At 51.1% G+C, this 23,222-nt stretch carries 19 protein-coding genes; 5 read left to right on the top strand and 14 right to left on the bottom strand.

What is annotated here, in order from left to right:
• Nucleotides 1–96: 96 nt before the first annotated feature.
• The 12 genes from MHH82_RS13930 to MHH82_RS13875 form a co-directional block, all read right to left on the bottom strand.
• Nucleotides 97–2,517, bottom strand: a complete 2,421-nt coding sequence (locus MHH82_RS13930; RefSeq protein WP_340969956.1) for a glycoside hydrolase family 95 protein — start codon at nucleotides 2,515–2,517, stop codon at nucleotides 97–99.
• Between the two features lie 26 nt (nucleotides 2,518–2,543).
• Nucleotides 2,544–4,256, bottom strand: coding sequence for a right-handed parallel beta-helix repeat-containing protein (locus tag MHH82_RS13925; protein WP_340966256.1), 1,713 nt, complete (start codon nucleotides 4,254–4,256; stop codon nucleotides 2,544–2,546).
• Nucleotides 4,257–4,444: 188 nt separating this feature from the next.
• Nucleotides 4,445–4,939: a hypothetical protein gene (locus MHH82_RS13920; protein ID WP_340966255.1), complete on the bottom strand. Its 495-nt coding sequence runs from the start codon at nucleotides 4,937–4,939 to the stop codon at nucleotides 4,445–4,447.
• A gap of 186 nt (nucleotides 4,940–5,125) precedes the next feature.
• A complete protein-coding gene (locus MHH82_RS13915) occupies nucleotides 5,126–5,887 on the bottom strand; it encodes a DUF4253 domain-containing protein (RefSeq protein ID WP_340966252.1) in 762 nt (253 codons plus the stop codon).
• Nucleotides 5,888–6,050: 163 nt separating this feature from the next.
• Nucleotides 6,051–7,532, bottom strand: a complete 1,482-nt coding sequence (locus tag MHH82_RS13910; RefSeq protein ID WP_340966251.1) for an S-layer homology domain-containing protein — start codon at nucleotides 7,530–7,532, stop codon at nucleotides 6,051–6,053.
• A gap of 133 nt (nucleotides 7,533–7,665) precedes the next feature.
• On the bottom strand, nucleotides 7,666–8,361 hold the full coding sequence (locus MHH82_RS13905; RefSeq protein ID WP_009592947.1) for a response regulator transcription factor: 696 nt from the start codon (nucleotides 8,359–8,361) through the stop codon (nucleotides 7,666–7,668).
• 3 nt (nucleotides 8,362–8,364) lie between these two features.
• Entirely contained in the window at nucleotides 8,365–9,837 is a 1,473-nt protein-coding gene (locus MHH82_RS13900; RefSeq protein WP_340966250.1) for a sensor histidine kinase, read from the bottom strand.
• A 7-nt stretch (nucleotides 9,838–9,844) separates the two neighbouring features.
• Nucleotides 9,845–11,065, bottom strand: coding sequence for an amidohydrolase (locus MHH82_RS13895; RefSeq protein ID WP_340966249.1), 1,221 nt, complete (start codon nucleotides 11,063–11,065; stop codon nucleotides 9,845–9,847).
• A 166-nt stretch (nucleotides 11,066–11,231) separates the two neighbouring features.
• Nucleotides 11,232–11,993 carry a class I SAM-dependent methyltransferase gene (locus MHH82_RS13890; protein ID WP_015734957.1) on the bottom strand — a complete coding sequence of 254 codons (762 nt, stop codon included), beginning with the start codon at nucleotides 11,991–11,993 and terminating at the stop codon, nucleotides 11,232–11,234.
• 32 nt (nucleotides 11,994–12,025) lie between these two features.
• Nucleotides 12,026–12,622 (bottom strand): hypothetical protein, encoded by a 597-nt coding sequence (locus MHH82_RS13885; protein ID WP_340966248.1) that lies wholly within the window; start codon nucleotides 12,620–12,622, stop codon nucleotides 12,026–12,028.
• A gap of 121 nt (nucleotides 12,623–12,743) precedes the next feature.
• Nucleotides 12,744–13,592, bottom strand: coding sequence for a phosphotransferase enzyme family protein (locus MHH82_RS13880; RefSeq protein ID WP_340966247.1), 849 nt, complete (start codon nucleotides 13,590–13,592; stop codon nucleotides 12,744–12,746).
• Nucleotides 13,593–13,753: 161 nt separating this feature from the next.
• Nucleotides 13,754–14,317 carry an SMI1/KNR4 family protein gene (locus tag MHH82_RS13875; protein WP_036663379.1) on the bottom strand — a complete coding sequence of 188 codons (564 nt, stop codon included), beginning with the start codon at nucleotides 14,315–14,317 and terminating at the stop codon, nucleotides 13,754–13,756.
• A 178-nt stretch (nucleotides 14,318–14,495) separates the two neighbouring features.
• Between MHH82_RS13875 and MHH82_RS13870 the strand changes: the two genes are divergently transcribed.
• Together MHH82_RS13870 and MHH82_RS13865 are read left to right on the top strand one after the other, a co-directional pair.
• Nucleotides 14,496–15,281, top strand: coding sequence for a M15 family metallopeptidase (locus tag MHH82_RS13870; protein WP_340966245.1), 786 nt, complete (start codon nucleotides 14,496–14,498; stop codon nucleotides 15,279–15,281).
• A gap of 197 nt (nucleotides 15,282–15,478) precedes the next feature.
• Nucleotides 15,479–16,942, top strand: a complete 1,464-nt coding sequence (locus MHH82_RS13865) for a 4-hydroxyphenylacetate 3-hydroxylase family protein (RefSeq protein WP_340966243.1) — start codon at nucleotides 15,479–15,481, stop codon at nucleotides 16,940–16,942.
• An 84-nt stretch (nucleotides 16,943–17,026) separates the two neighbouring features.
• Here the strand turns inward: MHH82_RS13865 and MHH82_RS13860 are convergent, their stop codons facing one another.
• Both MHH82_RS13860 and MHH82_RS13855 read right to left on the bottom strand, forming a co-directional pair.
• The gene (locus MHH82_RS13860; RefSeq protein ID WP_340966240.1) at nucleotides 17,027–19,111 is read right to left on the bottom strand and encodes a DUF5054 domain-containing protein; all 2,085 of its coding nucleotides are present in this window, start codon (nucleotides 19,109–19,111) and stop codon (nucleotides 17,027–17,029) included.
• A gap of 206 nt (nucleotides 19,112–19,317) precedes the next feature.
• On the bottom strand, nucleotides 19,318–20,877 hold the full coding sequence (locus MHH82_RS13855; protein ID WP_340966238.1) for a HEAT repeat domain-containing protein: 1,560 nt from the start codon (nucleotides 20,875–20,877) through the stop codon (nucleotides 19,318–19,320).
• A gap of 145 nt (nucleotides 20,878–21,022) precedes the next feature.
• Here MHH82_RS13855 and MHH82_RS13850 point away from each other — a divergent pair, with 145 nt between their 5' ends.
• The 3 genes from MHH82_RS13850 to MHH82_RS13840 all read left to right on the top strand — a co-directional run bounded on the left by MHH82_RS13850 (nucleotide 21,023) and on the right by MHH82_RS13840 (nucleotide 23,181).
• Complete coding sequence (locus tag MHH82_RS13850; protein WP_340966236.1) at nucleotides 21,023–21,898, top strand: AraC family transcriptional regulator; 876 nt, start codon at nucleotides 21,023–21,025, stop codon at nucleotides 21,896–21,898.
• A 121-nt stretch (nucleotides 21,899–22,019) separates the two neighbouring features.
• Nucleotides 22,020–22,871, top strand: coding sequence for a serine/threonine protein kinase (locus MHH82_RS13845; protein ID WP_340966234.1), 852 nt, complete (start codon nucleotides 22,020–22,022; stop codon nucleotides 22,869–22,871).
• Nucleotides 22,872–22,971: 100 nt separating this feature from the next.
• Complete coding sequence (locus tag MHH82_RS13840) at nucleotides 22,972–23,181, top strand: hypothetical protein (protein WP_009592958.1); 210 nt, start codon at nucleotides 22,972–22,974, stop codon at nucleotides 23,179–23,181.
• The last annotated feature ends 41 nt before the right edge of the window (nucleotides 23,182–23,222 follow it).

Below are 23,222 nucleotides of genomic sequence, written 5' to 3'. Positions count from 1 at the left end.
TTCTTCTGAGTTAACTTAAAAAAGACTCCTTGAAGGAGTCTTTTTTTAACATAGTATAATGTATGGATACCATCGAAAAGGTCTCCATTATGCCGATCAAGCTCCGGGCTCCCCTGCGTGATCCGTGACCAGTCGATAGGTTAAGCCCTGTTCTGTTTCAAATGAAACTACGCCTTTGGCGGAGACCGGTACGGGAATGCTGGTATCGCCTTGGTAAACCGCAATCCCATTTCCATTGCCTATGCTTACGCTGCATACATTCCCTAAACGTGACATGATCTCTGCCTCCGTCAGTCTTCCATTCTTCCAGCGAATACCGACTTCAAAGCCGCCTCGTGCCCGCAATCCACGTACCTCGCCTTCCTGCCATGCATCCGGCAGAGCCGGCAGCAGCATGAGTAAGGAGCGATGCGACTGCAGCAGCATTTCCGCAATTCCCGCTGTAGCTGCGAAGTTGCCGTCGATCTGAAAAGGAGGATGCGCTCCTAATAAACTCGCATACACACCTCCGTGGTCGTAACGCTCCGAGTCCCCGTCCCGCACCAATCTCAGCATATTGGTTAACAGCCGGAGCGCACGGTTGCCGTCACCGAAACGGCTCCATAGCGCCACCCGCCAGCCCAGGCTCCAGCCCGTGCTTTCCTCCCCGCGACGCTCCAAAGAGGTTTGGGCAGCTGCAAACAGATCCGGGCTTTCTTCCGCAGATAGCTGCCGTCCAGGATAAACCCCGACCAGGTGGGACGTGTGCCGATGAAATACGTCCTCATCCTCGGAGTCATGGGACCATTCCTGCAGCTGGCCGTATCGGCCGACCTTCAGAGGCAGCAAACGTTCGCGTTTGCTGCTCCATTCCTCCCGGAATTCCTCATCCACGCCGAGAATGCCGGCGGCTTCCATGCAATTGGTGAACAACTCCCATATGAGGGAAATATCCATGGTCGCCCCTTCGCTGATGGCCGCCATCCCTTCAGACGTGCGGAATTTATGCTCAGGCGAGGTCGACGGCGAGGTCACGAGATGGCCTGCGTCGTTTTCTATAAGCCAGTCCAAAGCAAATAAAGAAGCTTCCTTCATCAGGGGATAAGCGAACGATCGTAAATAAGCTTCATCGCCGCTGTATGCGTAATGCTCCCATAAGTGCTGGGTTAACCAGATTCCTCCCATTTGCCAAAGCGCCCAGGAAGGATCGCCGTCCCCGTAATTGCCGACCGGTGCGGTATGGGCCCAGATATCCGTATTGTGATGAACGGTCCAGCCCCGGGTGCCATAATGGACGGCGGCGGTTTCCGCACCGTTTACCGACAGGCTTCTGATCAGCTCCAGCAGAGGCTGATGGCATTCCGCCAAATTGCATACCTCCGCGGGCCAATAGTTCATTTGCGCATTGATGTTTAAGGTCCAATTGCTGCTCCACGGCGGCCGGGTTGAGGCATTCCATATCCCCTGAAGATTGGCGGCTTGCGTTCCGGGCCTGGAGCTTGAAATCAGGAGATAGCGGCCATAGTGGAACAGCAGCTCGACCATGCCTGGATCCCGGGCACCGAATCGCTCGATTCTCTCCTCCGTGTCCATATCTCCGGCTGCCAGCGTCTCGCCTAATCGAAGGCTGACGCGGTCAAACAGGCTGCGATAATCGTTGATGTGCCGATCGCGCAGCTCTGTCCAAGACTGGCTGCATGCGGCTTTCATGGTCCCCGCAGCTATAGCCGCGGCGGCAGCCGCCGGATGATCTCCGCCATCGCGGTGACCGGGAATTTGGTCAAATCCGTTGAAGCTGGTGGCCGCGGTGAAGTAAATGACCGCTTCGCTCGCATCCAGTACATGAATGCCAGCTGAATCCACGGTAACGCGGCCATCCGTTTCGGCCACCGCCAGCCGACCGTTGAAGGCCATGGCAGAGGTATGTTCAGGATCGCCGTAACGGATTGGACGATCAGAAGAAACGTAGCTGGGCTCGACGCGTTCCGGCGCAAATCCCGACATGGCGTACATATCTTCTTCGGTCTTTACGGTATAACGCAGCGGGCTTTCCAGATAGGCATGAAAGTTCAGGGCGCAAGCAGCGCTCGAGGTTAACCGCAAGGCAATCATCTGGTCCGGGCTGGACGCGAAGCATTCCCTTGTGTAGGTCACCTCGCCGATGCGGTATTCCGTTCGTTGAACGGCATTGGCGATATCCAGCGTTCTACGGTAAGAATGAAACACGCCTCCATGATCAAACCTGAGGCATAAGTCTCCTAACGGCAGGTAAGATTCCGTATAGGGCCCCATCATCTTGCGCCCTAGCTGATCAGCCTCCATATAACGTCCCTGGCTTGCCAGCTCCCGGATCTCTGGCAGCGCTTCCAAGGCAGACGGGTTGTTCCAATCCCTGGGATAACCGGACCAGAGCGTGTCCTCGTTCAAGCTGATCGTTTCACGCTCCACGCCGCCGTAGACCATGCCTCCAAGACGTCCGTTGCCGATCGGCAGCGCCTCGGTCCAGACCGTCGCCGGTTTCACATACTGTAATTTCATGTTTGCTCCCACTCGCCTTGCCTCCTTTATTTCAATTCGTCATGCTCCAAGTCATTACAGGAAATATCCGTTCCCGTGCAGGCTTCCAAAAGGACGCGTTCGTCCGTACGGGTATTCCCTGCAAGGCCGTGTTTTTCCTGCATCCGAATCACGTTATTTTGGAATATCAGTCCCTCCGTGCTTCTAGCCATTAACCAAGCTTCCCCGGTCGTTTCAAAGCGGTTGCACGTGATCCGAATGTTTCGGTGAACGGCTGCATGATAATGTTTATTCTCCGGCGCAATCCGTATGACGGCATGTCCGGGACCGCCGCAATTCACAAACCGGTTATCCACGATGCTCATATCCGTTACGGCGCCCGATTCGTACCAGGAAGATGCATCCGCTGCGACCAGTATCGCGCTCATCTGCATGTTCAAGAAGGTGTTATCCCGAATCACGATCGGCCGCGGCGTCGTCGCCAGAATTCCGCGCGTGGGAATCCGGGCGAATGTATTGCCGATAATTTCGACTTCTGGCGTCCAAGTCATATTTTCAAGGACGTCCCGTTCTCCGATGTCAGCGGGTACTGCGTTTTCCAACGTGAGCAGCCATTCGCGCGGCGACTTCATGGCGACAGCGGCGACTCGTCCGAAAGCGTAGGGGTTCAGCGTATCCGCGTTTACGAACGCAACCTCATCTTCCGGCAGAAAAGCAGAAAATCCGTAAGTCTGCGGATGCATAAACCTGACAAGCAATTGATTGGAGGCTGGTCTACCAACGATCCGAAGATAGGTGCCGTGGACATTGATCCCATCATCATGCGCCCCTGCAAACCGACTATTCCGAATCGAGACCTTCCCCCTGCAGCCCGACAAGTGGATGAAATCCGCAAATCCCGCCACCGTGCGGCCGGTCTCCGGACGCGGCGTCAGATCCAAGCGCTCAAAGGTCAGATTGTTGCTGAACTGTCCAACCACACCCAGTCCATGCATGAAATGCAGGCCTATGTCGCTTAGCGTCACCCCGGAGCTTCCGGTGATCAACATGCCAACCTGGTCCCGAATGCCGTCGCGCATTTGCACGATAGTACCGGGAGCCATGTGCGGAGGGGCCTGATTTCCAAAATGAAACCGAAGCCGACGCGGCGACAGCTCCTCGGTAAACACCACCCGCTCCAGCCAATTATTCACGCGCCAGGCAGCACCCAAATCCGCACTGCATAACTGCATCGGACCATCACTAAAACGCCAGCCTTCGCCAACCCATACGAATTTGCCGCCTGCGCAATCATAGCGTGAATCCGGGTGAACGGTTACGTCAAGGTAAGCATCACCGCACCTATCCACCGTCATTTCGGTTACGGTCGGTGCGGCGTAATCCCAGTGCAGATTGCGAATTTCAATATCCGTGCAGCCATCGAGCACAAGCATCGTCTGCTTTCCGTGGAAAACAAACAAAGCGCCGTTCCCCTCGAGCGTCACATGGTGCAGATCCTTAAGCCAAATCCCGATCGTTTTGGTCACATCCGGATTCTCTTCCTCGCTGGTTGTATTCGAGATATAATACGCTTCCCGATCGGCCGATTGAGTATAAAAATGATAGCACCCCGGCGGTATGTCCAGAATGACCGAGCCTTCCATTGCCCTGGCGGCTTCAATCGCGCGTTTCATGGCAGGTTGCGCATCCGGGTTATTCGGGTCCTCGTAATCCCTGAGCGAAAGGACGATCGGAGTTGTAGTGTTTTGATTTCCAGGCATATGCAGTGACAACACCTCCCATTACTAGTAACAGCCCTTTGCAAGCTTGGTGTAACCCATCGCGGAATTCCTTCGATTCCGCCTAATTCGCTAGCAGCTTCAACACTCGCATGCCCGAACCCAGGCTTCGCTTATCCTTGAGTCCTGTATTGCGAACCATGATCGAGATCGGCCCGCGCACATGAAGTCTAGGAAAGTGTAGCGCTGACTGGCCGATAAGCGTTCAAGCACCACTCGTCGAAGGGATTGACCCGTACGATGGACCCGCCGTTGATCGAGTATTCAAAGATTCCGGTGTCGGGTCCGCATAACAGCAGCAGTCCGCCGCCTTGTCCTTCCACGGTGAACGTAAACGAAGCGTTCGGATGATCAGAGTACCTGTGATCTGTTGCGTAACACCAATTCATGAGCTTTGAACCTGACGGCAGTTCCCGGATATGAAAATCCCCGGTATAATCGGCTAGCTCATATGGGAGCATTACGGCATATTCGTAGTTCCCCGCCGTCAGCGGTTCTGCGGGCAAATGTCCGCAGTGATCGAGCATCAATGAGTCAGCCTTTGTCGACAGCAGCTCCTTCAAATATCCTTGCAAATAACCGGCGTATATCTCATGCCCCTCATCATTCGGATGGTATCCATCAGGTGCAAGCGATGACCACGCAACCTCACCGTTTTGCAGCATGCCATAAATGCCCGCGGCTAAATGACGGAAAGTAACTCCATATTAGGGGAATCGGCAAGCTTGGTAAATATCCGATTGTTAAGGTTCATGATGCTTTATGACAATAACGGAAAATAACCATGCCTTTGGATATTTTGACCATTGTCCACATAAAAAAAAGCCGCGTTTTCACGCGGCAGCTGACGTTTAATCCCACCAAAAATACCAGATATCGCGCTTCATTAAATAGTCCGCATAATGTCCAAGCGTCGGAAACCCGTCCATGACATATTGGCAGTAAATAAAATGCTCCTTGGCGAGCCGTAATGCTTCTTCAAACGTTTGGGGTCGTTTTCCGGCCTGAAGAATCCAAGTATCTTCCGAAACGGCCACGATGTTAATCTGATACCTCTGCTGAAAATGCTTAAAAATCACCGACTGATGCTCGGGCAGCGGACATTCGTTATAACCTCCCATCGGAACCCACAGCGGTGCTTCATATCCGGCTTCGGCCGGCAGCGTCAGCAGGATCACCTGCTCGTCCTCTTCCACCTTTCCCTGTACCCATGACGTATTCCAGTCAAAGGGCTCGGTATCCGATTCGCCAAACTCTTCGTTGAGCATTTCGCTGCCTTCCCATAATAATGAATAAGAACGATATAATTCCTCAAAGCTCTTGCCTTCTATTTCTTCCGGTTCCAGCGCAATATCCGTATAGGATAATCGCGAAGCCACGATTTTTCCCAACACATCTTTCATGCTTAACCGCTGAACCTGCTCCAGCTCCTTGTTCACATATTCAGAAAGGGTTTCTTCTTCGCAGATTTCCTCCATCATTTCCACCAGATTGTAGCCGGGAGCAATGAGAATCTTGTGCTCCCCTTCCTTTGGGACAGGGAGCGTTAAGCCATCCAAATCCAAAACTTCAATATCACGTTCGCTTAAATAATTTGCAAGCTCTTCGACCATATGTACACCTCGAATATAGCAGATTTTGAAACCAGTATAAGTTCTTACCCTTAATTTTACAAATGATAGAACCACTTACATAGTCACTTATAAACAAGTTCAAGAGGACGAGCTTTACGCTCGTCCTCTTGTATATGGACAGCCATGTCCATGCTGTAATGCATTAATTGACGGTCAGGGACGCATCGGTTTCTCCTGCCCACTCGCCTACCGGTTTGATGGTATACGTCGATCCCGGCTTCAATTTACTTTCCTGCGTCAGATCGAATATGCCTACGGCTCCTTTTCGGCTTGAATATTTATAGGTCGCAATGTGTTGATTGCCGTCAGCGTCGGTCAATTCCACGCTCCGGCCGGAGAACAGCTCATCCCCCGGATCCTCGGACAACGTGATGGCAATGGAACTGTCGCTGACTGCCTCGGCTCCGATGATGTCCAGCGGAGCAAACGATCCTGCAACGAATGACGGATTGGCGATCTGTGCCCAGTCCGAAGAAACGGTGTAAGTGACGCCCTGCGTCAACGTCTGGCCTTCCGGCAATCGGAATTTCGGCTCTTGCTTGCCGTCGGTGGATTGGGTGAAGGGTACGTATTTGGCCACGATAGGTTGTCCGCCTGCAGGCGTAATCGTAACTTCCCTGGCTTGACCAGAAGATATGATCTGATAGACCTTGCCATCGGCGCTGTTGTTCTCATCCAATACGAAGGCATTGGCTCCGCGGCCTCCGCTATAAGCGGAAATAACATAACCGTAGTCGACGACGCCATTCTCCTTGAGCGCCTCCAATTCAAATGTATCCTGGGTGACCTGTCTAGCCTCGGTCATGTCCAGCTTCGTGCTGTTTCCTGTAAATGTACCTGCTGTTTTCCCTTTATAGGTCAGCGTATACGATGTCCCCGGTTTTTGAACGGAAGTTGGAACGATATAGGTGGAAATAGAACCCGTCTTCAGACGCGGCATATTCGTTAGGGCAAGACCGTCGTTAAATTTAAAATCTTCTTTGGCTTTGGCAAACGACTCATCGTCCGATGTCAATGGAGCATCAAAGGTGACAATCAAGGTGATGGCATTCAGTGCGCGGACGCTCGTGATTTTTGCTTTTTCCGACGGTATTGCGTCATGTGCAATGCTTATCAAATAGGCTGCTTGACCTCGAGTGGCATGACCCTCCTCGGAATAAAAACGTTGCGCCCAGTAATCCACGGACTTCGCATCTCGTTTCAGAGCCTTAGACACCATCTGTACCAGTTCGGCGTGGGTAACGCTTCCCCTTGGATCAAAACGTCCGTCCGGTGCCTGCATCATATCTAGTGCTACCAGCTCAGTTGCGTACCGCTCATACCACGCGTTTGATTTCACATCCGTGAAGCTTGGCTCTGTCTCCGCTTTGCCTTCAAGTCCAAACGCAAGCACCAGCATTTTCGCCAGCTCCGCCCGTGTGATCGGACTTGTTATCCCCATCGTGCCGTCTTGGTAACCCTGCATCACGCGCAGCTGGGACAGCCCTTGAACGGCTTGCTCTATATCTTGGGCAGCGAGCGGCGCTTGTGCAGCATCGGCCTGCAGAACATGAAACGGAAGCGTCGCCGTTCCCAGTGCGGCGGCCAGCATCATGGCCGCCAGTTTATTCGAATACTTCTTCATAAGTAAGTCCTCCCTATCTTCGATGAATATGAACGATAATCGTCATATCTCCATGATAGATGAGAGTCCTAAACTCCCAAGAAATCCGGGATTAAACGTTTCGAAAATATTTATTAACAATTTCTAAACTCATTCAGACCGAAAAACGATAGCCCGCTCCCCATACCGTTTCAATGTACTGCGGATTGGATGGATCCAGCTCCATCTTTTCGCGCAGCTTTCGGACGTGAACGGTGACGGTAGCGATATCCCCGCTGGAATCCATGCCCCAAATCCGTTCAAACAATTCATGTTTGTTGAACACCCGGTTCGGATGGCTTGCCAGAAATTCAAGCAAATTAAATTCCCGTGTCGTAAACGCGACTTCCTGATTGCGTACGAACACCCTTCGCGCCGTTTTGTCGATGACCAGGCCTCGGATGTGAATTTCCGAGCTTGGACTCGGACTTTGCTTGCCCAGAAGCCTGACATATCTCATCAAATGGGCTTTGGCTCTTGCGACTAATTCGCTCGGGCTAAAAGGCTTGGTAATGTAATCGTCGGCACCGAGATTAAATGCACGGATTTTATCGATCTCCTCATTCTTGGCGGATACGATCAGAATCGGGACCTCCTTGTTCTTCCTGATATGGCTGCACAACTCGTAGCCATTCATGCCGGGAAGCTGAAGGTCCACAATGATGAGGCTGTAGTCCTCGTTAAGTGCAAGCTTCAAGCCCTCGTCACCCGTATGGCATAAATCGACGGCAAAACCGTTCAGCTCAAAATAATCCCGCTCCAACTGGGCGATGGTCGTTTCGTCTTCAATGATGAGAATGCGTGTGGCCATGGGTTACCGCGCCTCCTTCCTGTTCGCTCGTTTCAGGGTAAAATACAGGCTTGTTCCGACGCCAAGCTCGCTTTCAGCCCAGATTTGGCCCCCGTGTCCTTCAATGATCTGGCTCGCAATCGCAAGACCCAGACCACTGCCGCCTGTTGAAGAGTTGCGGGATGACTCGGCCCGATAAAACCTTTCGAATATATAAGGGATCGCTTCCGGTGCGATGCCTGTGCCGTTATCCCGGATTTCAACCGTTACCCATTCCGGAGACAGCCGGATCGAGATGCCGATGTTTTTTTGCCCCTTGTCCATGAAATTCTGGGCATTTCCAATGATGTTGAGCACGGTTCGCTTTAATTTCTCAAGGTCGGCAATGACCTCGACAGGATCACCGGGGTGTTCCTTCCACTCCAGCCGAATGTCCTTCTCCTCCAGAACATAGCGCTGCTCCTCGATGCAGTCGTCAATGAAACCGATGATATCGACATGCTCGAACATAAACGGCACCTGCTTCAAATCCAGCTTGGAATACAGAAACAGCTCATCCACGAGTTTATCCAGATCGATGGTTTTGGTGTAGATGATATTCACGTATTTATCCATCTTCTCGGGCGTATCCGCGACGCCGTCTCGAATGCCCTCGACATAACCCTTAATATTCGTTATGGGTGTGCGCAGATCGTGTGAGATATTGGAGATCAGCTCTTTTCGGTTCTCTTCGTCCCGGAGCCGGAGCTGAATCGATTCGTGCAGCCGCTTTCGCATATTCTCAAACGTTTCGTTTAGCTGGCCGATTTCGTCCTTCGAATGCATATCCAGGGAAAACTGAAGATTCCCCTCCTTGATGTGTTCGGCCGAATTTCGGAGCAAGTCAAGCGGTTTGACCACGCTGCGCGTAATCCAGCGATATAACATCACGTTCGCAACCACAATGATGCCAACGAGACTCAATACAAGGATGGGCAACAGCTTGCGCGTTACCTCGCCGAAAGGACTTCGCTCTCGGATCACGTATACGCTTCCCTTCGTCTCGTCCGAGAACCGGAAGTCGAATTTGGCATAAGCATAAAAGCGTTCCCCGATGCTCAGCGTATTGCGGATTTGATTGTTGTTCAGGTCGAATGGAGGGAGATTCGCTTCCAGCTCAGGCTGGTTTAACGTATTGGACTCGTAAACCTGAAGGCTTTCCTTACGGACGTACAGGCCTGCCCGCACGGTTCTCAGCTTAAAATCATATTCCTTCAGCAGCTCTTGATCCAGCAGACCGTCCGGTTCGTTCTTGGCAAGATATTTTAATTCAAGGAATATAGACTCCTCTTGCTCGGTCAGCGGGTTAACCTGGTAGTGAACTTTATAAAAATCCCGAACCCCGCGAATGTCGCCGGTAGCCGCGACGGTAAACAAACTGGCAGTCAGGACGAAAACCAACAAGCTGATGACCAGCATGCCGGTAAAGGACAGCAGCAGCTTGATCCTGATCGACATGCGTCGCCTAAAGCGAACCGGAAACGATGCTACCCTTAAACATCGTCGCCACGCGCTTCGATCTTCTGGCAATGGCTTCGGCGGAACAAGAAGCTTCGACAAACACGATGCTGGCGGCGTCCCCGACCTGCGGCCATATCTGCTCGCCATCCGGACCAAGCGGCGTCATGCCGCCGGTGATATATTGAAGCGTCCTTGCCAAAGAGCGTTCATCCACCCATCGGGACACCTCAGCCAGCCGGCCCGCGCGTTCCAGCACGTCCCCGTTTCCGAAAGGCGACCACACGTCAAAAATGTTATCGCAACCGACGGCTACCTCTACGCCGCACTCGTGCAGCAAACCGACCGGCGGCATGTTGCGACCGATCGGCACGCTCGAAATAATGGCAACCCCTGCATCAGCCAGCATTTCCCCCATTTCGATGGCTTGCGACGTCGGGATATCGCCGAGTCCGAATGCATGGCTGATCGCCACCTTGCCCTGCAGGCCCGCCTCGATGGTCAGCTGTGCCAACCGCTTCATGGTGAAGGTTCCCAGATGATGGGCATCGTGCAAATGCAGGTCAATTCCCGCATTCGCCTCCACGGCAAGCTCCACCATTTCCTGCAGGGAGGCTTCGATATTACCATCCACCGTCGCCGGGTCCACCCCGCCTACCAAGCCTGCTCCGCCGCGAAGTGCTTGTCTCACCCATTCCTTTGACTTCGAGCGCAGCAAACCATGCTGAGGAAAAGCTACGATCTCGTAGGATAACTTTCCTTCAAATGCGTGCAATGCTTGTTGAACCGCTTCGAAGTTAGCCAAACCCACTTCCGGATAAATATCGACATGCGTTCGTACATGCGTCACCCCGGACTTCAGGTACATCTGAAGCAGGCGTTCCGCACGGTCCTGCGTCCGGGTATCCAGGGCCGGAAGCGTTGCTTTCTCGATATCCAAACGCTCGAAAATGCTGGAGACCGGCGTTACGGATCGCCACCGGTCACCAAGCAGCGTTTTATCCAGATGGCAGTGCTTTTCGGTAAAGGACGGCAAAAGCAGCAATCCCTTCACGTCGTGTCGCGGCCATGAATCCGTGATGGTCTTGTCGGATGACACGATCTTCGCGATGTTCCCGTCCTCTATGAATACGTGGCAAATCTCCGTTTTTGTTCCCGTAATAACGCCTTCTGAAACTTCATAGCCGCTCTCTAAACGAGCATTCGTTAACCAAAATGCGGTACTCATATCCATCGTTCCTTCCCTTGCCAGATATACGATTATGCTATCATAGGAACATCTATATGGATAATATTAAAAATATAGGATTCACTTAAGTTTTACATATACATTAAAAAGAAAAGCCACCCGTTAGGATGACTCTTCTGGTGAAGACATGGAAGTAGGCATGAGGTTAAAGCTTTATGGCTCTTGTCGCAATAAAACTGTTTGCATATCGGTCCAACAATTTCTCGCCTCCGAAGGAATCCTCGTATAACCCGGCAATCATAAATCCGGATTGAATCTGACCTCCCATTTGCTGTTCCAGCGTATGTCCGAATTCCAATGCTACCCCGCTTCTCACGATTTCTTCTTCCGTCGCATAATCCAGTTCAGAATAGGGAAGGGTGTGCTTCACCCGAAGCGTGCCCTGTTCTTCCAGTTCCCAGTCGAATAAATAAAAGACCGGGTTCATAAAGCCGCTAATCATTATGCCGCCAGGCTTCAACACGCGATATGCCTCCTGCCAGACCGGCTGGATATCAGGCACGTAAAGGTTAGATACCGGATGAACCAACAAATCAAAGCTCTCCGATTCAAACATGCTTAAATCCGTCATCGAACCGAGAACCGTCCGAATGGACAATCCGTCCCGTTCAGCAACAAAGCGATCCTGCTCCAGTTGAGATTCGGAGAAATCCAACACGGTTACATTTGCTCCCGCAGCTGCCAATACGGGTCCCTGCTGCCCTCCTCCAGAAGCTAGGCAGAGCACATTCTTTCCGTTTAGTTCCGGAAACCATTCTTTGGGCACAGGCTTGGTTGAAGTGACGATAATAGACCAATCGCCCATTCTGGCTTTCTGGATTTCTTCGCTGCTTACAGGAACAGTCCACTGATTTTTCTGTTTGACTTTAAGCTCCCATTGGTCTTGGTTATGCTTGATAATCTCCATATGCAGATCTCCTATTATTGAATCATGGGCTTTCAGCTTTTATTCACGGACCTTTGATCCAACCAGGCTTCAAACTGTTCCGGCGTGCTTACGTTGTCTTCGAGAACCGCTGTATAAATATCGAAGCTTCGTACACTTTTTCCATATTCAGCAAGGCTTGCCCAACGATTTTTGATTCTCAAAATAGTCTCCCGGCGTTCCTGAGTCAGCCGTCCAGGCATCGTTATGATATGTTTCAAGTCAGGTTGTCTCTCCGGTTCATCCACGAACCAAATGTCCAAGGCCCATTCGTTACCGCGCTGTGATTTATATTTTAGTCCGATGTACAATCCATCGGGATATGCGGGATCCGTATTATAATCACCGGTATCGTTGATGAACTTCAGCTCCCGTACACCGGCTTGCAGCATGAGCTCCGATGCGATGTGTGCAGTTAATGGTTGATTCAGCCGAGAACATTTTACCGTCATGTCCAGGTCTCTCCATACCATCAATCCGAGGGCTGAGCTGCCGACACGCACCGGTTCGCCTGCTTGACTTAACAACTCGTAAAGTCGAAGTTCATCTGCTACCTCAGAAGCTTCCTCCTGGAGAGCCTCTTGTTGTAGTTGAAGTTCGCTTTCCGCCATACGGTGTTCACCTCTAATCATATCGTTGATATCTCATATGGTATCACCCGATCAGCGTGCTTTCCAAGGGATTGAATGCTTATAATTATCTTTCACGGATACCGTGTGATTCGACATCGAACTATACGGAATAAAATATGCGTGCACCCGACAAATAAGGCGTGCAGAAATCGGCGCACAGCTTCGGCATTCGTTCACGCATCCATGCATGCACGGATTCATTCTCCATCTGAAAGACATAGTAGCCGATAATGGCCAGCAGCATGAAACCTTCTAACAAAACAAGCTTCTCTTGTCCCGTATGATCATTGCCATAATATCCTTTCAGGAATATATCCCGAAGGGCTGAAGGAACCATCATGGCACCCATGGCAACATCCGTGTAATGGTACCCTGGTCCAAAAAAACCAAAATCGATAAAACTCAGTTCTCCATCTGAGGTCATGATGATATTCCCCAAGCTTAAATCACCGTGGATAAGCCCCCAGGCCTCAACGTTACCACTGTCCACAAGGCGCGCGTTAACCAACGATATCGTTTCTTCAATAATGGAAACATCGGAGGTAGTAAACAAATCTTTCGCCAATCCTTGCTTTATAACTTCAATCATATATAGATTGTAAGCTATCCCCTGACTCGGACGCTTGTCCAAGCCCTCCTGCTCGTATGAGCCATAAAATTTGTGTAACTCTGCAATGCGAGTCCCCAGCTTCTCGACCAGTACCGGGTCGCTTACGTCATCCTTCTGCAAGTCTCTTCCTTCCAGCCAGGTAAGCACGGAGCTGTTCCAACGCTTCCCCTCGTGTTCGAAAATCGTGATCAATTCACCTTTCCGATTACGCATAGGCCTCTGGACAAGCAGATGATCCCAGCCTGACAAGTGCTCCAGCATTTGCAGTTCGCCCAGCAGACCGTCGTAGGTATGCTGCTGACCAGCCATGCCTTCTTTTAGCGGTTGATGAATGCGCATCAGATATGTACTTCCGTCATGGCCTATTACCTTATACGTTCGATTTTCATTATGCCGAATAAAGGCATTTCCGGTTCCCGGATATCGTATTCATTCAAAATTTCCTGCAGCTGTTCATTTCGCATTTGAAACTTCTCCTTATACTTCTGAAATGGAACCCGTCAGCCCTCCACGAACGTATCGTCAAAATACGCCTTAAAATCCGGGTACAAAAATACTAGCGACTCTTTAAGTTCGGTCCGATCCGTGTGTTCTTCATCCAGATCAAACAATATTTCATGTTCGATCTCATAGATGGCTTCGATCCCCTCACCGGCGTCTCCACATACATCGATACACCAGATCTTGCCGTATTCGGAATCCCAAGTGAAAGGGAGATATCCCAGCCGGCACAACAAGGGATTGTACATATTCCTGACGTTCTCCAGCGGCTCGTCTACCGCCTGTTCAGGTATGACGTCAAAGTAATGATGGTACGTGGAGATGAATGCTTTATACCACTCGGGAAAATTCAATCCATACTCTGCTTCCATCGCCCCAATCTGCTCTTCGCTCACAATGGAAGGGAGCAATTTCCATATGGACCATTCCTCATCGGTATCAACGGTCTTCATCTCCGCGGGAACGTCCGGCCGCATCCACCTGCAGAACCCATCCTCCGAAATTTCGCTGTATTTAGCGTAATAGGCCTCAAACCCTTGTTTGATATAATCGCGTATCTCCATGTATAAAGTCTCCTTATGTAGAAAATCGTCCCTTTTTCATATATTACTATAATCTATTTTCGGGTTATGATTAGATTCAATCTATTCTATTTTGTTTACAATTCAGAAACAATCCGGAGATTCTATCGATATAACTCTCTTATATACTCAATAGACAACTAACGAGGAGGGAATACACATGCGCAATACTTTTATCAAAACAATCCTGCCATCCGTCATCATCGGTTCAGTCGTAACAAGTTTGGCTTTATCCGGGTTCCCGAACGGTTCCGGCTTGGATAAGGCGGAAGCGGCCGCAGCATCTTCTGCCAGCCTATCATTTTCGAAGTTTTTGGATAACAACGCCCCTATACGGACGCTGAGGTCGGTTAACGGGATAAATACGGTCACCAATCTGTCCAGCACGGTTGTGCTCGTCAACAAACAAAGAAATCTACCATCGAATTATGTACCGCAAGATTTGGTCGTACCCCAAATTCCGTTCAGCTTCTCGGGACCAAGCCCCAAAAAGCAGATGAAAAAAATAGCGGCGTCTGCGCTCGAAAAGCTGTTCGCTGCTGCCAAACGGGACGGGATCGACCTCAAAGCCGTATCGGGTTATCGTTCCTATGCAACCCAAAAAGCCATATTCGCGCGTAACGCCAGTATCAAGGGCGAGGCTGTCGCTAACAAAACAAGCGCACGCCCGGGGCAAAGCGAGCATCAGACCGGACTTAGCATGGATATTTCCAGTGCTTCCGTAGGCTATGCCCTGGAGCAGAGCTTCGGAAATACGAAGGAAGGCAAATGGCTGAAGGCCAATGCACCGAAGTACGGATTTATCATTCGTTATGGAAAAGGTCAGGAGAAATTAACCGGATACGCTTACGAGCCTTGGCATGTACGCTATGTGGGCGTCTATATTGCCGGAGAAATTACGAGACAACAACTGACGCTGGAGCAGTATCTGGGTCAAGCCCGGTAATCGCAAATCTTATAAAAGCGGGCCCAAACGGGTCCGTTTTTTTCGTATGAAGCCTTCCGGTCGCGCCTTCTGAGGTACATCCGCATATTTTGCAGCGTTTCCTGAGGACAATGTACTCCGCTTGGACGAAGCACGTACATTAACAGCAGTAGACAGGTTAGTTAGAGCTTACGATTTTCGCAAACGGGGTGAACAATGTGCCTATCAAATCAGGGAAGCAGTACATCGAACGGATCGATCGGCAAAACATCAACCTTTGGTATAAAGGGGAGCTTATCCAGGGACCTTTATCCAAGCACCCTGCATTCCAGGGTATCATTCAGACCCAAGCGGAGCTTTACGATATGCAAGGCGAAGCGTGTTATATCGAGCAGATGACGTACCCCTCGCCCGATACCGGAGAACGGGTGGGCCTGTCTTTTCTCCCGCCGAGGAATGCCGAGGATTTGCAGAAACGCAGATTGATGATGGAACTTTGGGCCAAGAGGCACAACGGCTTTTTAGGCCGCTCTCCCGATTATATGAACACGGCGATCATGTCGCTGTACACGGCTGCCGATATACTGGAGGAACACAATCCGAAGTATGCGGACAACCTCAGGGCCTATTACCGGTACTGTCGAGATCATGATATTACGTTATCCCATGCCTTCATTCAGCCCTATGCTTGTAAAATGTCCGGACAGCAAGATGCTGCAGAGGACACGATTGCCGCCAAGGTGGTTGAGATCAACGATCAAGGCATGATCATAACCGGAGCTTTCATGATGGCAACGCAGGGAGCCACGTGCGAGGAAATGCTTGTATTCCCGTCGCCTTCGCCCACGTTGTTCCATGATGTCAATCCAACCGCATTCGCCTTTGCGGTACCGAACGATTTGCCCGGAATGACGTTTATATGCCGTGAGAGTTATGGTGCCGCTTCTTCCTATGATTATCCCTTGAGCGCAAGATACGAAGAGATGGACGTTCTCGTCATCTTTGACCACGTATTGGTCCCGCATGACCGGATCTTTTACTATGGGGACGAGGCCTATGCCGGACGTTTATTCGGCGAGAGTCGCTTTCACACCCATATTGCCCATCAAATGGCCACCCGTTATATCGCCAAAACCGAATTTATGCTAGGTTTGCTGGAGAGCTTGGCAGACGAGCAGAACGTTGGGCTCGAACCCCAAATGATCGCGAACGTTTCAAAAATCATTGCATATCTGGAGACCTTCAAAGCCCTAAGATTGGCTTCCGAACTGGGCGCCAGCCGGGATAAATTCGGTTATTTCGTTCCATCGGCGGGCCCGCTTACCGCATCCAGCATGTTATTCCCCCATTTTTATCCCGAGATGGTGGAGATGATACAGCTGCTGGGTTCCAGCGGCCTGATTATGATCCCTTCCGAAATGGACTTCCATTCGGATTCAGGTCCTTACCTGAACCAATATTTAAGAGGCTCGACCACGGAGGCGCGTGATCGAATCGCCTTGTTCCGCCTTGCCTGGGAGCTTGGCGCAGGCTCTTTCGGGGGCCGTCAAACCCAGTTTGAACGCTTCTTCTTCGGAAATGCGCAGACGGTAGCCTATCGCATGTATAACCAGTTTGAACAGCATGATCAGCTGCGGAACAGGATTCAGGATTTTATCGCCAAGAACGATACTTCATCATAATTTGACGGTTTGGATGATTAGGCATGAAAAAAAGATGCGAGCCCATAACTCACATCTTTCCGTTTCATTACAAACACAATGAGCTTACGAATGGGAATACAGGCTTAAGCGGAACCGATACCTCATGTCGTCTTCGAACCACATCATAAAGTTTGTCCCCCATACGTTATTGTGCAGATTGAAATGAAATCCGCCGGTCAACGGAGCATAGGAGTTGTCGAATTGCAGCAGCCTCGGTTCCCCCGGGCACACAAGCGGCGCGTCCAAGGATTCAATGACCGCTGTTCCGTCCGCCCCCTCATAATATAAGCCCGAATTGATGCCATGCATGTTCCGGTTGCCGTCCTTGACGACGGATAACGGAGATATCCGCATTCCCAGCTTATCCATCGACCATGCGTTAGGATTATCCACAAGCGGCACAAATGATAACCAGCTTGCTTCCGGAAGACGGCATGCCGGTTTGCCCATCCAGCTTAGGCATACCTCAATGACGGGCTCATTCGCATGGAACGAATAGAATACGTTAATTTGGCGTGGAGCCCCGTATTGATTGCTGAGAACCTCCGGCAGCTTCATTTCTGCGGTCACGATATCATAATCGGCATGCCTCTCCAGGTGCAGTGTTCGCAAGGACGCGGTGTACCGCTGATGCTCCGGCCTCGGTTTGACATACTCGATTCCCGGCTTGCCGAAATCGTTATCTGCCCAGCCATGATGTATATCCAGATTTGTCATGTATTCTTTGAAGAAACGGTTGTAGTTTTCTTGGCCGAAGGTTTCATACATATAAGTGCCAAGTCTCTGATGCTCTCCCGCCCATGCCTTTCCGGATCGATCCATCAATCGGTTAATCGAACCGTCGGCAGCGAAGCTCACCTGAAACTGGCCTAATTCGTAAAGCTCGTTCGTTTCGATCGGCTGTTTATGCTGCACCGGCTCCGAGTTAAGGACGGTATGCTGCGGACTCATCCGATCCAGCTCGGTTCTCGCTTCAGCCGCTAGCGTCGTAGGCAGCGATTGAAGGGCTTCTTCAAGATAATCCCGCTGCTCCTGCCAGGAACTCTCGTAATGGCTGTACGATCTGGTGCCGTTTGCCTGCTGGCATAGGTAATCGAATTTCTTCCGTGTATTGTCTTCAACAATATCCCGTGCTCTTGCTGCGGCTAGGTCAGCCGAGGAATAATTCACGAAATCGACGAGATACACGGAATTGTTCAGCCCCCAAGTATGCTCGGGAATCAACATCAGACGGTTGCAAAATCGAGCGTACGCCTCACTGTCCCTATCCAATCGACCATCCTCGATCCAGCGATCCCGAAGCCTTAACAATTCGCGGTAGCGGGCGATTTTCCAAGGATCCGAGGCAATCCCGTGTATCCACGAGTCCCCGATCTCTTCGCTGACGACAGGCAATCGGTCTTTCACCGCTTGAAGCCGCGCGGCAAAAGCATCCAATGTCGAGGCCATGATGTCCGCCCCTGGATATTCCCGTCGCAGCTGTTCGAATAATGCCCGGATCTCCTCCATCGTGGATGGACCATGATTATCGTGGGTATGGGCAAAATACAAGGCATCCTCCAGCCCTTCCATCCGATAGGGCTTACCATAACTATCCGCATAATGTACGATAATCTCCGAGCCGTCGGAAGCACGCCATACAAACATCTCCGGCACCTTGGGATTTTTGGAGACCATGTTAACGCCTAAATGTAAATATTGTATGCCGTGTTTTGCCAGCAGAGGCACCATGGCTAGGGTATGGCCCGGAACGTCCGTCATTTTTGCGGCAATCGTGGTTTTTCCGTACTTTCGGTCCAAATCGCCCGAAATGGACAGCCCGAATTCGAATAAACTGGCATCCATGATCTCGGTATGCGTTGTAAACGGCAGCCCGTGCCAGACCATGCGTCCATCCCCAATGGCTTTTTCCATGCGCGCCCGCATGTCGGGAGAAGCCGTTTGCAGAAATTCATGGATTAGCCATGAGCCGGTGGTCCATACGAATTTTACATCCCCCTCTTCATTCGCCAGCTGTTCGGACAGCTCCAAGGCCTGGGGTATGAAATGTTCCATATATCGGTCGATTACGTTCTTTCCCAAATCGGTAAACCCGACGTCCAGATGGGTCTTGAATACGACATGAACTCTTTTGATTGATGCTGCCATGCATGACCGCCTCCTTCAACAATGATCGGCTAATGCCGAACTTTGAGCCCATTTTACTAGAGCGCATCGAGCAAGTCTTTGCATGATAGGGTCATGCTTTTGCAAAATAAGGACACCTAGCGTGAATAGAGCCAGAGCACGGGCATGCCGAAAAGCCCTCTCATTTCGGCTTGGAATGAGAAGGGCTTGAAAGGAAAATACGGATATCAGAACGTGCTCGCCTTCGTTGTGTCCGGACACCATCTGGCCGGTCGGTAATATCGGATCAGGACCTCCATCGCTTCGGGTGTCCGCAGATGGGTAAGCGTTTCGAAGGCATACGCCCTGACGTAACGATCCTTGCTGAGAAGCGCTTGCTCAAGCGAATGGATGACGATGGGAACATCCTGTGGCGAGGCCGTTCGCAGCAATGACAAGGCTGCCGTATATCCGAGCTTGTTCAGGATATAACTTTGCTGCGTGTTGTCGTTATCCCGGGTTTCCGCTGTTCCGTCCCCCTCTTGCAGTATCGACTCTTCCAATATGTTGGCCAAGGCCTGGCACACTTCGCCTGCCTCACTCCCCATCATGCCCAGCGCTTCGATTGCGTTTCGACGAACCCAATCGCTCGGGTCCTGTAGGCATGCAATCAATGCAGACGAAACCTCACGCGTCGAAGGCACAATCGCCCCTAACGCGAAAGCAGCAAGCGCTCTGCGCTTCTCGTCCGTATGTTCGAGCAGTGTCAGCAGTCCTGGAACGGCTCCAGCGCCGGCACTCTGCAGTCCGTAAGCCGCTCTTTCCGCGATTTGCCTTGTACCTTCGGACATAAGGCGCAGCAATTCATCGGTTCCTGCGGATCCCAGCCGGCCAAGCGCATAACCGGCATTCAAAGCCACCGGCTCCTTGTCATTCAACATTCGGCCCAGTTCTGGAGTTAAGGAAGCGGCCTTCTCTCCTAACATTCCAACTTGATCCGCCGCCCTGGCGCGAATGACCTCGTCCTCGGATTTTAATTCTTCGGCCAATGGCTCGATCGGGACTTCGTCTTCCGTTGCCGAGAGGTTCTCCTGACCCGGTTCGCCGCGCATCCAGTTCCATACATCCCTCCAAAGATTCAAGTGCGCGTAAGGGGTTCCCCCCGTTAGGTTCATTTCGGTCCCTAGATGATTCCAGCTCGGCGATTCCGGCGCACGCAATCGAACGAATTGAAACTTTAGCATGTATCGATCCATGCCAGACACATTAAGCGAAGCTTTGTGCCACAAATCAAAATGCACCAAAACCATCGTCCCCGCTTTGCCGGTCGGGAGTATCGTCTCACCTTGATCGCCTACGAACTTATCGTAGTATGCGGTACCGGGCATGATGGCGGTAGGTCCCATTTCCTCGGTGATATCCTGCATGTAATAAAATATCATCGCCCACCAAGGTCGGTGGCTGCGCATGCTGGACCAGTAACCGTCTTTATGCCACTGCCCGCCCCCCGGCAGCGGATCGCCCGGCTGATTGTAATGGCAATGCCGATGCGGATGCATGTAGTAGTCCGGTCCGAGCACGCTCGTCAAAGCCCCTTGAACGACCGGTGTTTCGAAGAACTGCTGAATCTCGGGTACACGGGGCAGGATGTTATTGCCGGGATTTCCTTCCTCGTGCAGTACGGCGTTGATTTTGTCCCTGACTTCAGCATGCAGCTGATCCGGCAATTCGTTATGAAGCACCACATACCCCTTCATGATAAACTGACAGATTTGTTCATCCGTCAACAGCCATTGACTGTCCAACATCTCAATTCCCTCCTCAAGCATGAAATGAATTAGTGTTAGTATAGCAATGGCCGCGATCCTTGTATTTACATAAACGTCAGGCTTTTGTACAATCGTCATGCGAATATGAATAGAATCTTTTCTTGAAGGATGTGGAAATGAATACGTGGATTTTGCCGTCTTCCATCCCTATGTGCTGTATGCCACCAGATACCCCTTTTCCAAAGGTCAAAGCAATAACAATCGCCACTGTTATTCGTCATCCCTTTATCTCATTACCGAGGGACGGGGCATCGTTCGCACCTGTGGGCGAAGGCACATCACCGACCCAGGTTCCCTTGTGTACATACCGGCAGGTCAGCCGCATGATTGGATAGCGGACAACCGGGATCCCATGGTCCATGTGTGCTGTTATTTCGACTGGGCCCATGTGGACCGCAGGCATTTGGCCGATCACCCCAGCGTTATCTGTTATGACATGACCCAACTGAATCCTTCCTATGTAGGCCCTGCTTTTCCTTACGCCATACCCGAGTTCATGAGAGTAGAGAAAGTCAGCCTATGGAGCGATTGGTTTGAAAAATTCTACACCGGGAACCAGTATGAGAATGAGCATACCTATATGCGCAGCGTAAAGACGCAGAGCCAATTCCTGCAATTCATCGAATACTTCCTCGCCTTCGCCTTGCAGGACGAGGCGATACCCGATCACAGAATGAACAAGCTGCTGCAGCGATTGGATCAGGATATCCTTCACGGCAAGCTGCGGCCATTGAAAGCATATTATGAGGAGCTCCGGATCAGCAGAGGTTATTTCTTCGAATTGTTCAAGCGTTCGACGGGGCTGCCGCCGACACAGTATATTAACCAGTTTCGCATCCATCGGGCCAAGGAGGATCTGCGCAATACGGACATCAGCATTACCGAGATCGCCGAGAAGTTCGGCTTCTCATCCATCCATTATTTTTCGAAGCTGTTCCGTCAACTTAACGGACTGTCGCCCCTGGAGTATCGGAAACATCAGATGGAAGCCGACGACTAACGAACTTCGCCCCAATCCGATGTATACCTCGATGCGTAACATCGCTTATAATGTACGATAATCAGAAATGGCACACGCTCAGAATTAGGCGAAGGACCCAAAAAGGAGAGGTTGGAATATAATGCGCTTTTTATCGAACCTTGGCTCCTTTATCAACGCATGGCGGGATTACCCGGCTGAAGAGAATACGGTGCTGGGGAGTCGCTACACCGTCCAAGAAATGATTGGCGAAGGAAGTTACGGTATCATCTATCAATGTCGGGATCAACAGAGCGGTCATATAGTCGCCGTCAAACAGTCACGGCCAAGCAAAGGCGATTACGCCAAAGAATTGCTGAATCGGGAAGCCGCTATATTAAGCACCCTTCAGCATCCGCAAATTCCGGCATATCAGGATTTTTTCACGGACAGCCGCCATTCGTATCTGGTCATGTCTTATATGGACGGGGATACGCTGGAGGATTTAATATTCGAACATGGCATGAAATACGGGGAAGCCGAATGTCTCCATATCGCGCTGCAGCTTCTGGAGCTGGTCCGTTACCTGCACGAACAAGGCTATGTTCATCTCGACCTGCGGATTCCCAATGTGCTGTTTAAGGATGGCCGTATCCATCTCATCGATTTTGGGCTGGCACGAAGGATCGGTGAACCCCCTCCTCTCCGGCAGCCTGCCCGAAAGAAGTTCCGGCGCGGCGGCACGAGCTCCTCTGTTCAATATAAAGAGTCGAAAGAAATCGAGGATCTCCGCGACATCGGTCACTTTATGTTGTTCATGCTCTATTCTGTCTATGATCCGGACGACGATCCGAGCGCAATCGGAGAACGAAGCTGGCAGGAAGAACTGCAGCTTTCGGAAGAATTGCGGGAGATGATCAAACGCTTGCTGCAACTGAGCAGTCCTTACTCCGGTTCCTTGCAGTTCATGAACGAGCTCCAGACGCTCGCGAATGCAAAAAAACCGCCCCTCTGATAAGATGGGCAGCGTTTTATTTGATTCCGGGGTTTCATTTATGTTACGATCCGATTAAATGATATGGAATGATTCCGAACAAGAAAGGAGGAAATTCCACATGTTACGAAAAATCATGAACAAATTTCTCCACTCGACGTCCCACAGTCATGGCCGCAAGCGGTACAGCAGTTCCGCGAAGAATTACGGAAGAAAATACAGCAGCAGTCACGGGTATTCTCGCCGCAAAGGATCGTCATCCGATTACAAACGCAGGCACGGCAACCAAGGTCATGGCTATTATAAAAACAGAAGAGGCAGCTCAAGCTAATCATTCAACATCATATAGCACACTACCTCCTTCAACGTGGT

The sequence above is a fragment of the Bacillus sp. FSL K6-6540 genome (assembly GCF_038007545.1).
The sequence above is the reverse complement of the archived record's forward strand: the minus strand, read 5'-3'. Positions and strand labels throughout refer to the sequence as shown.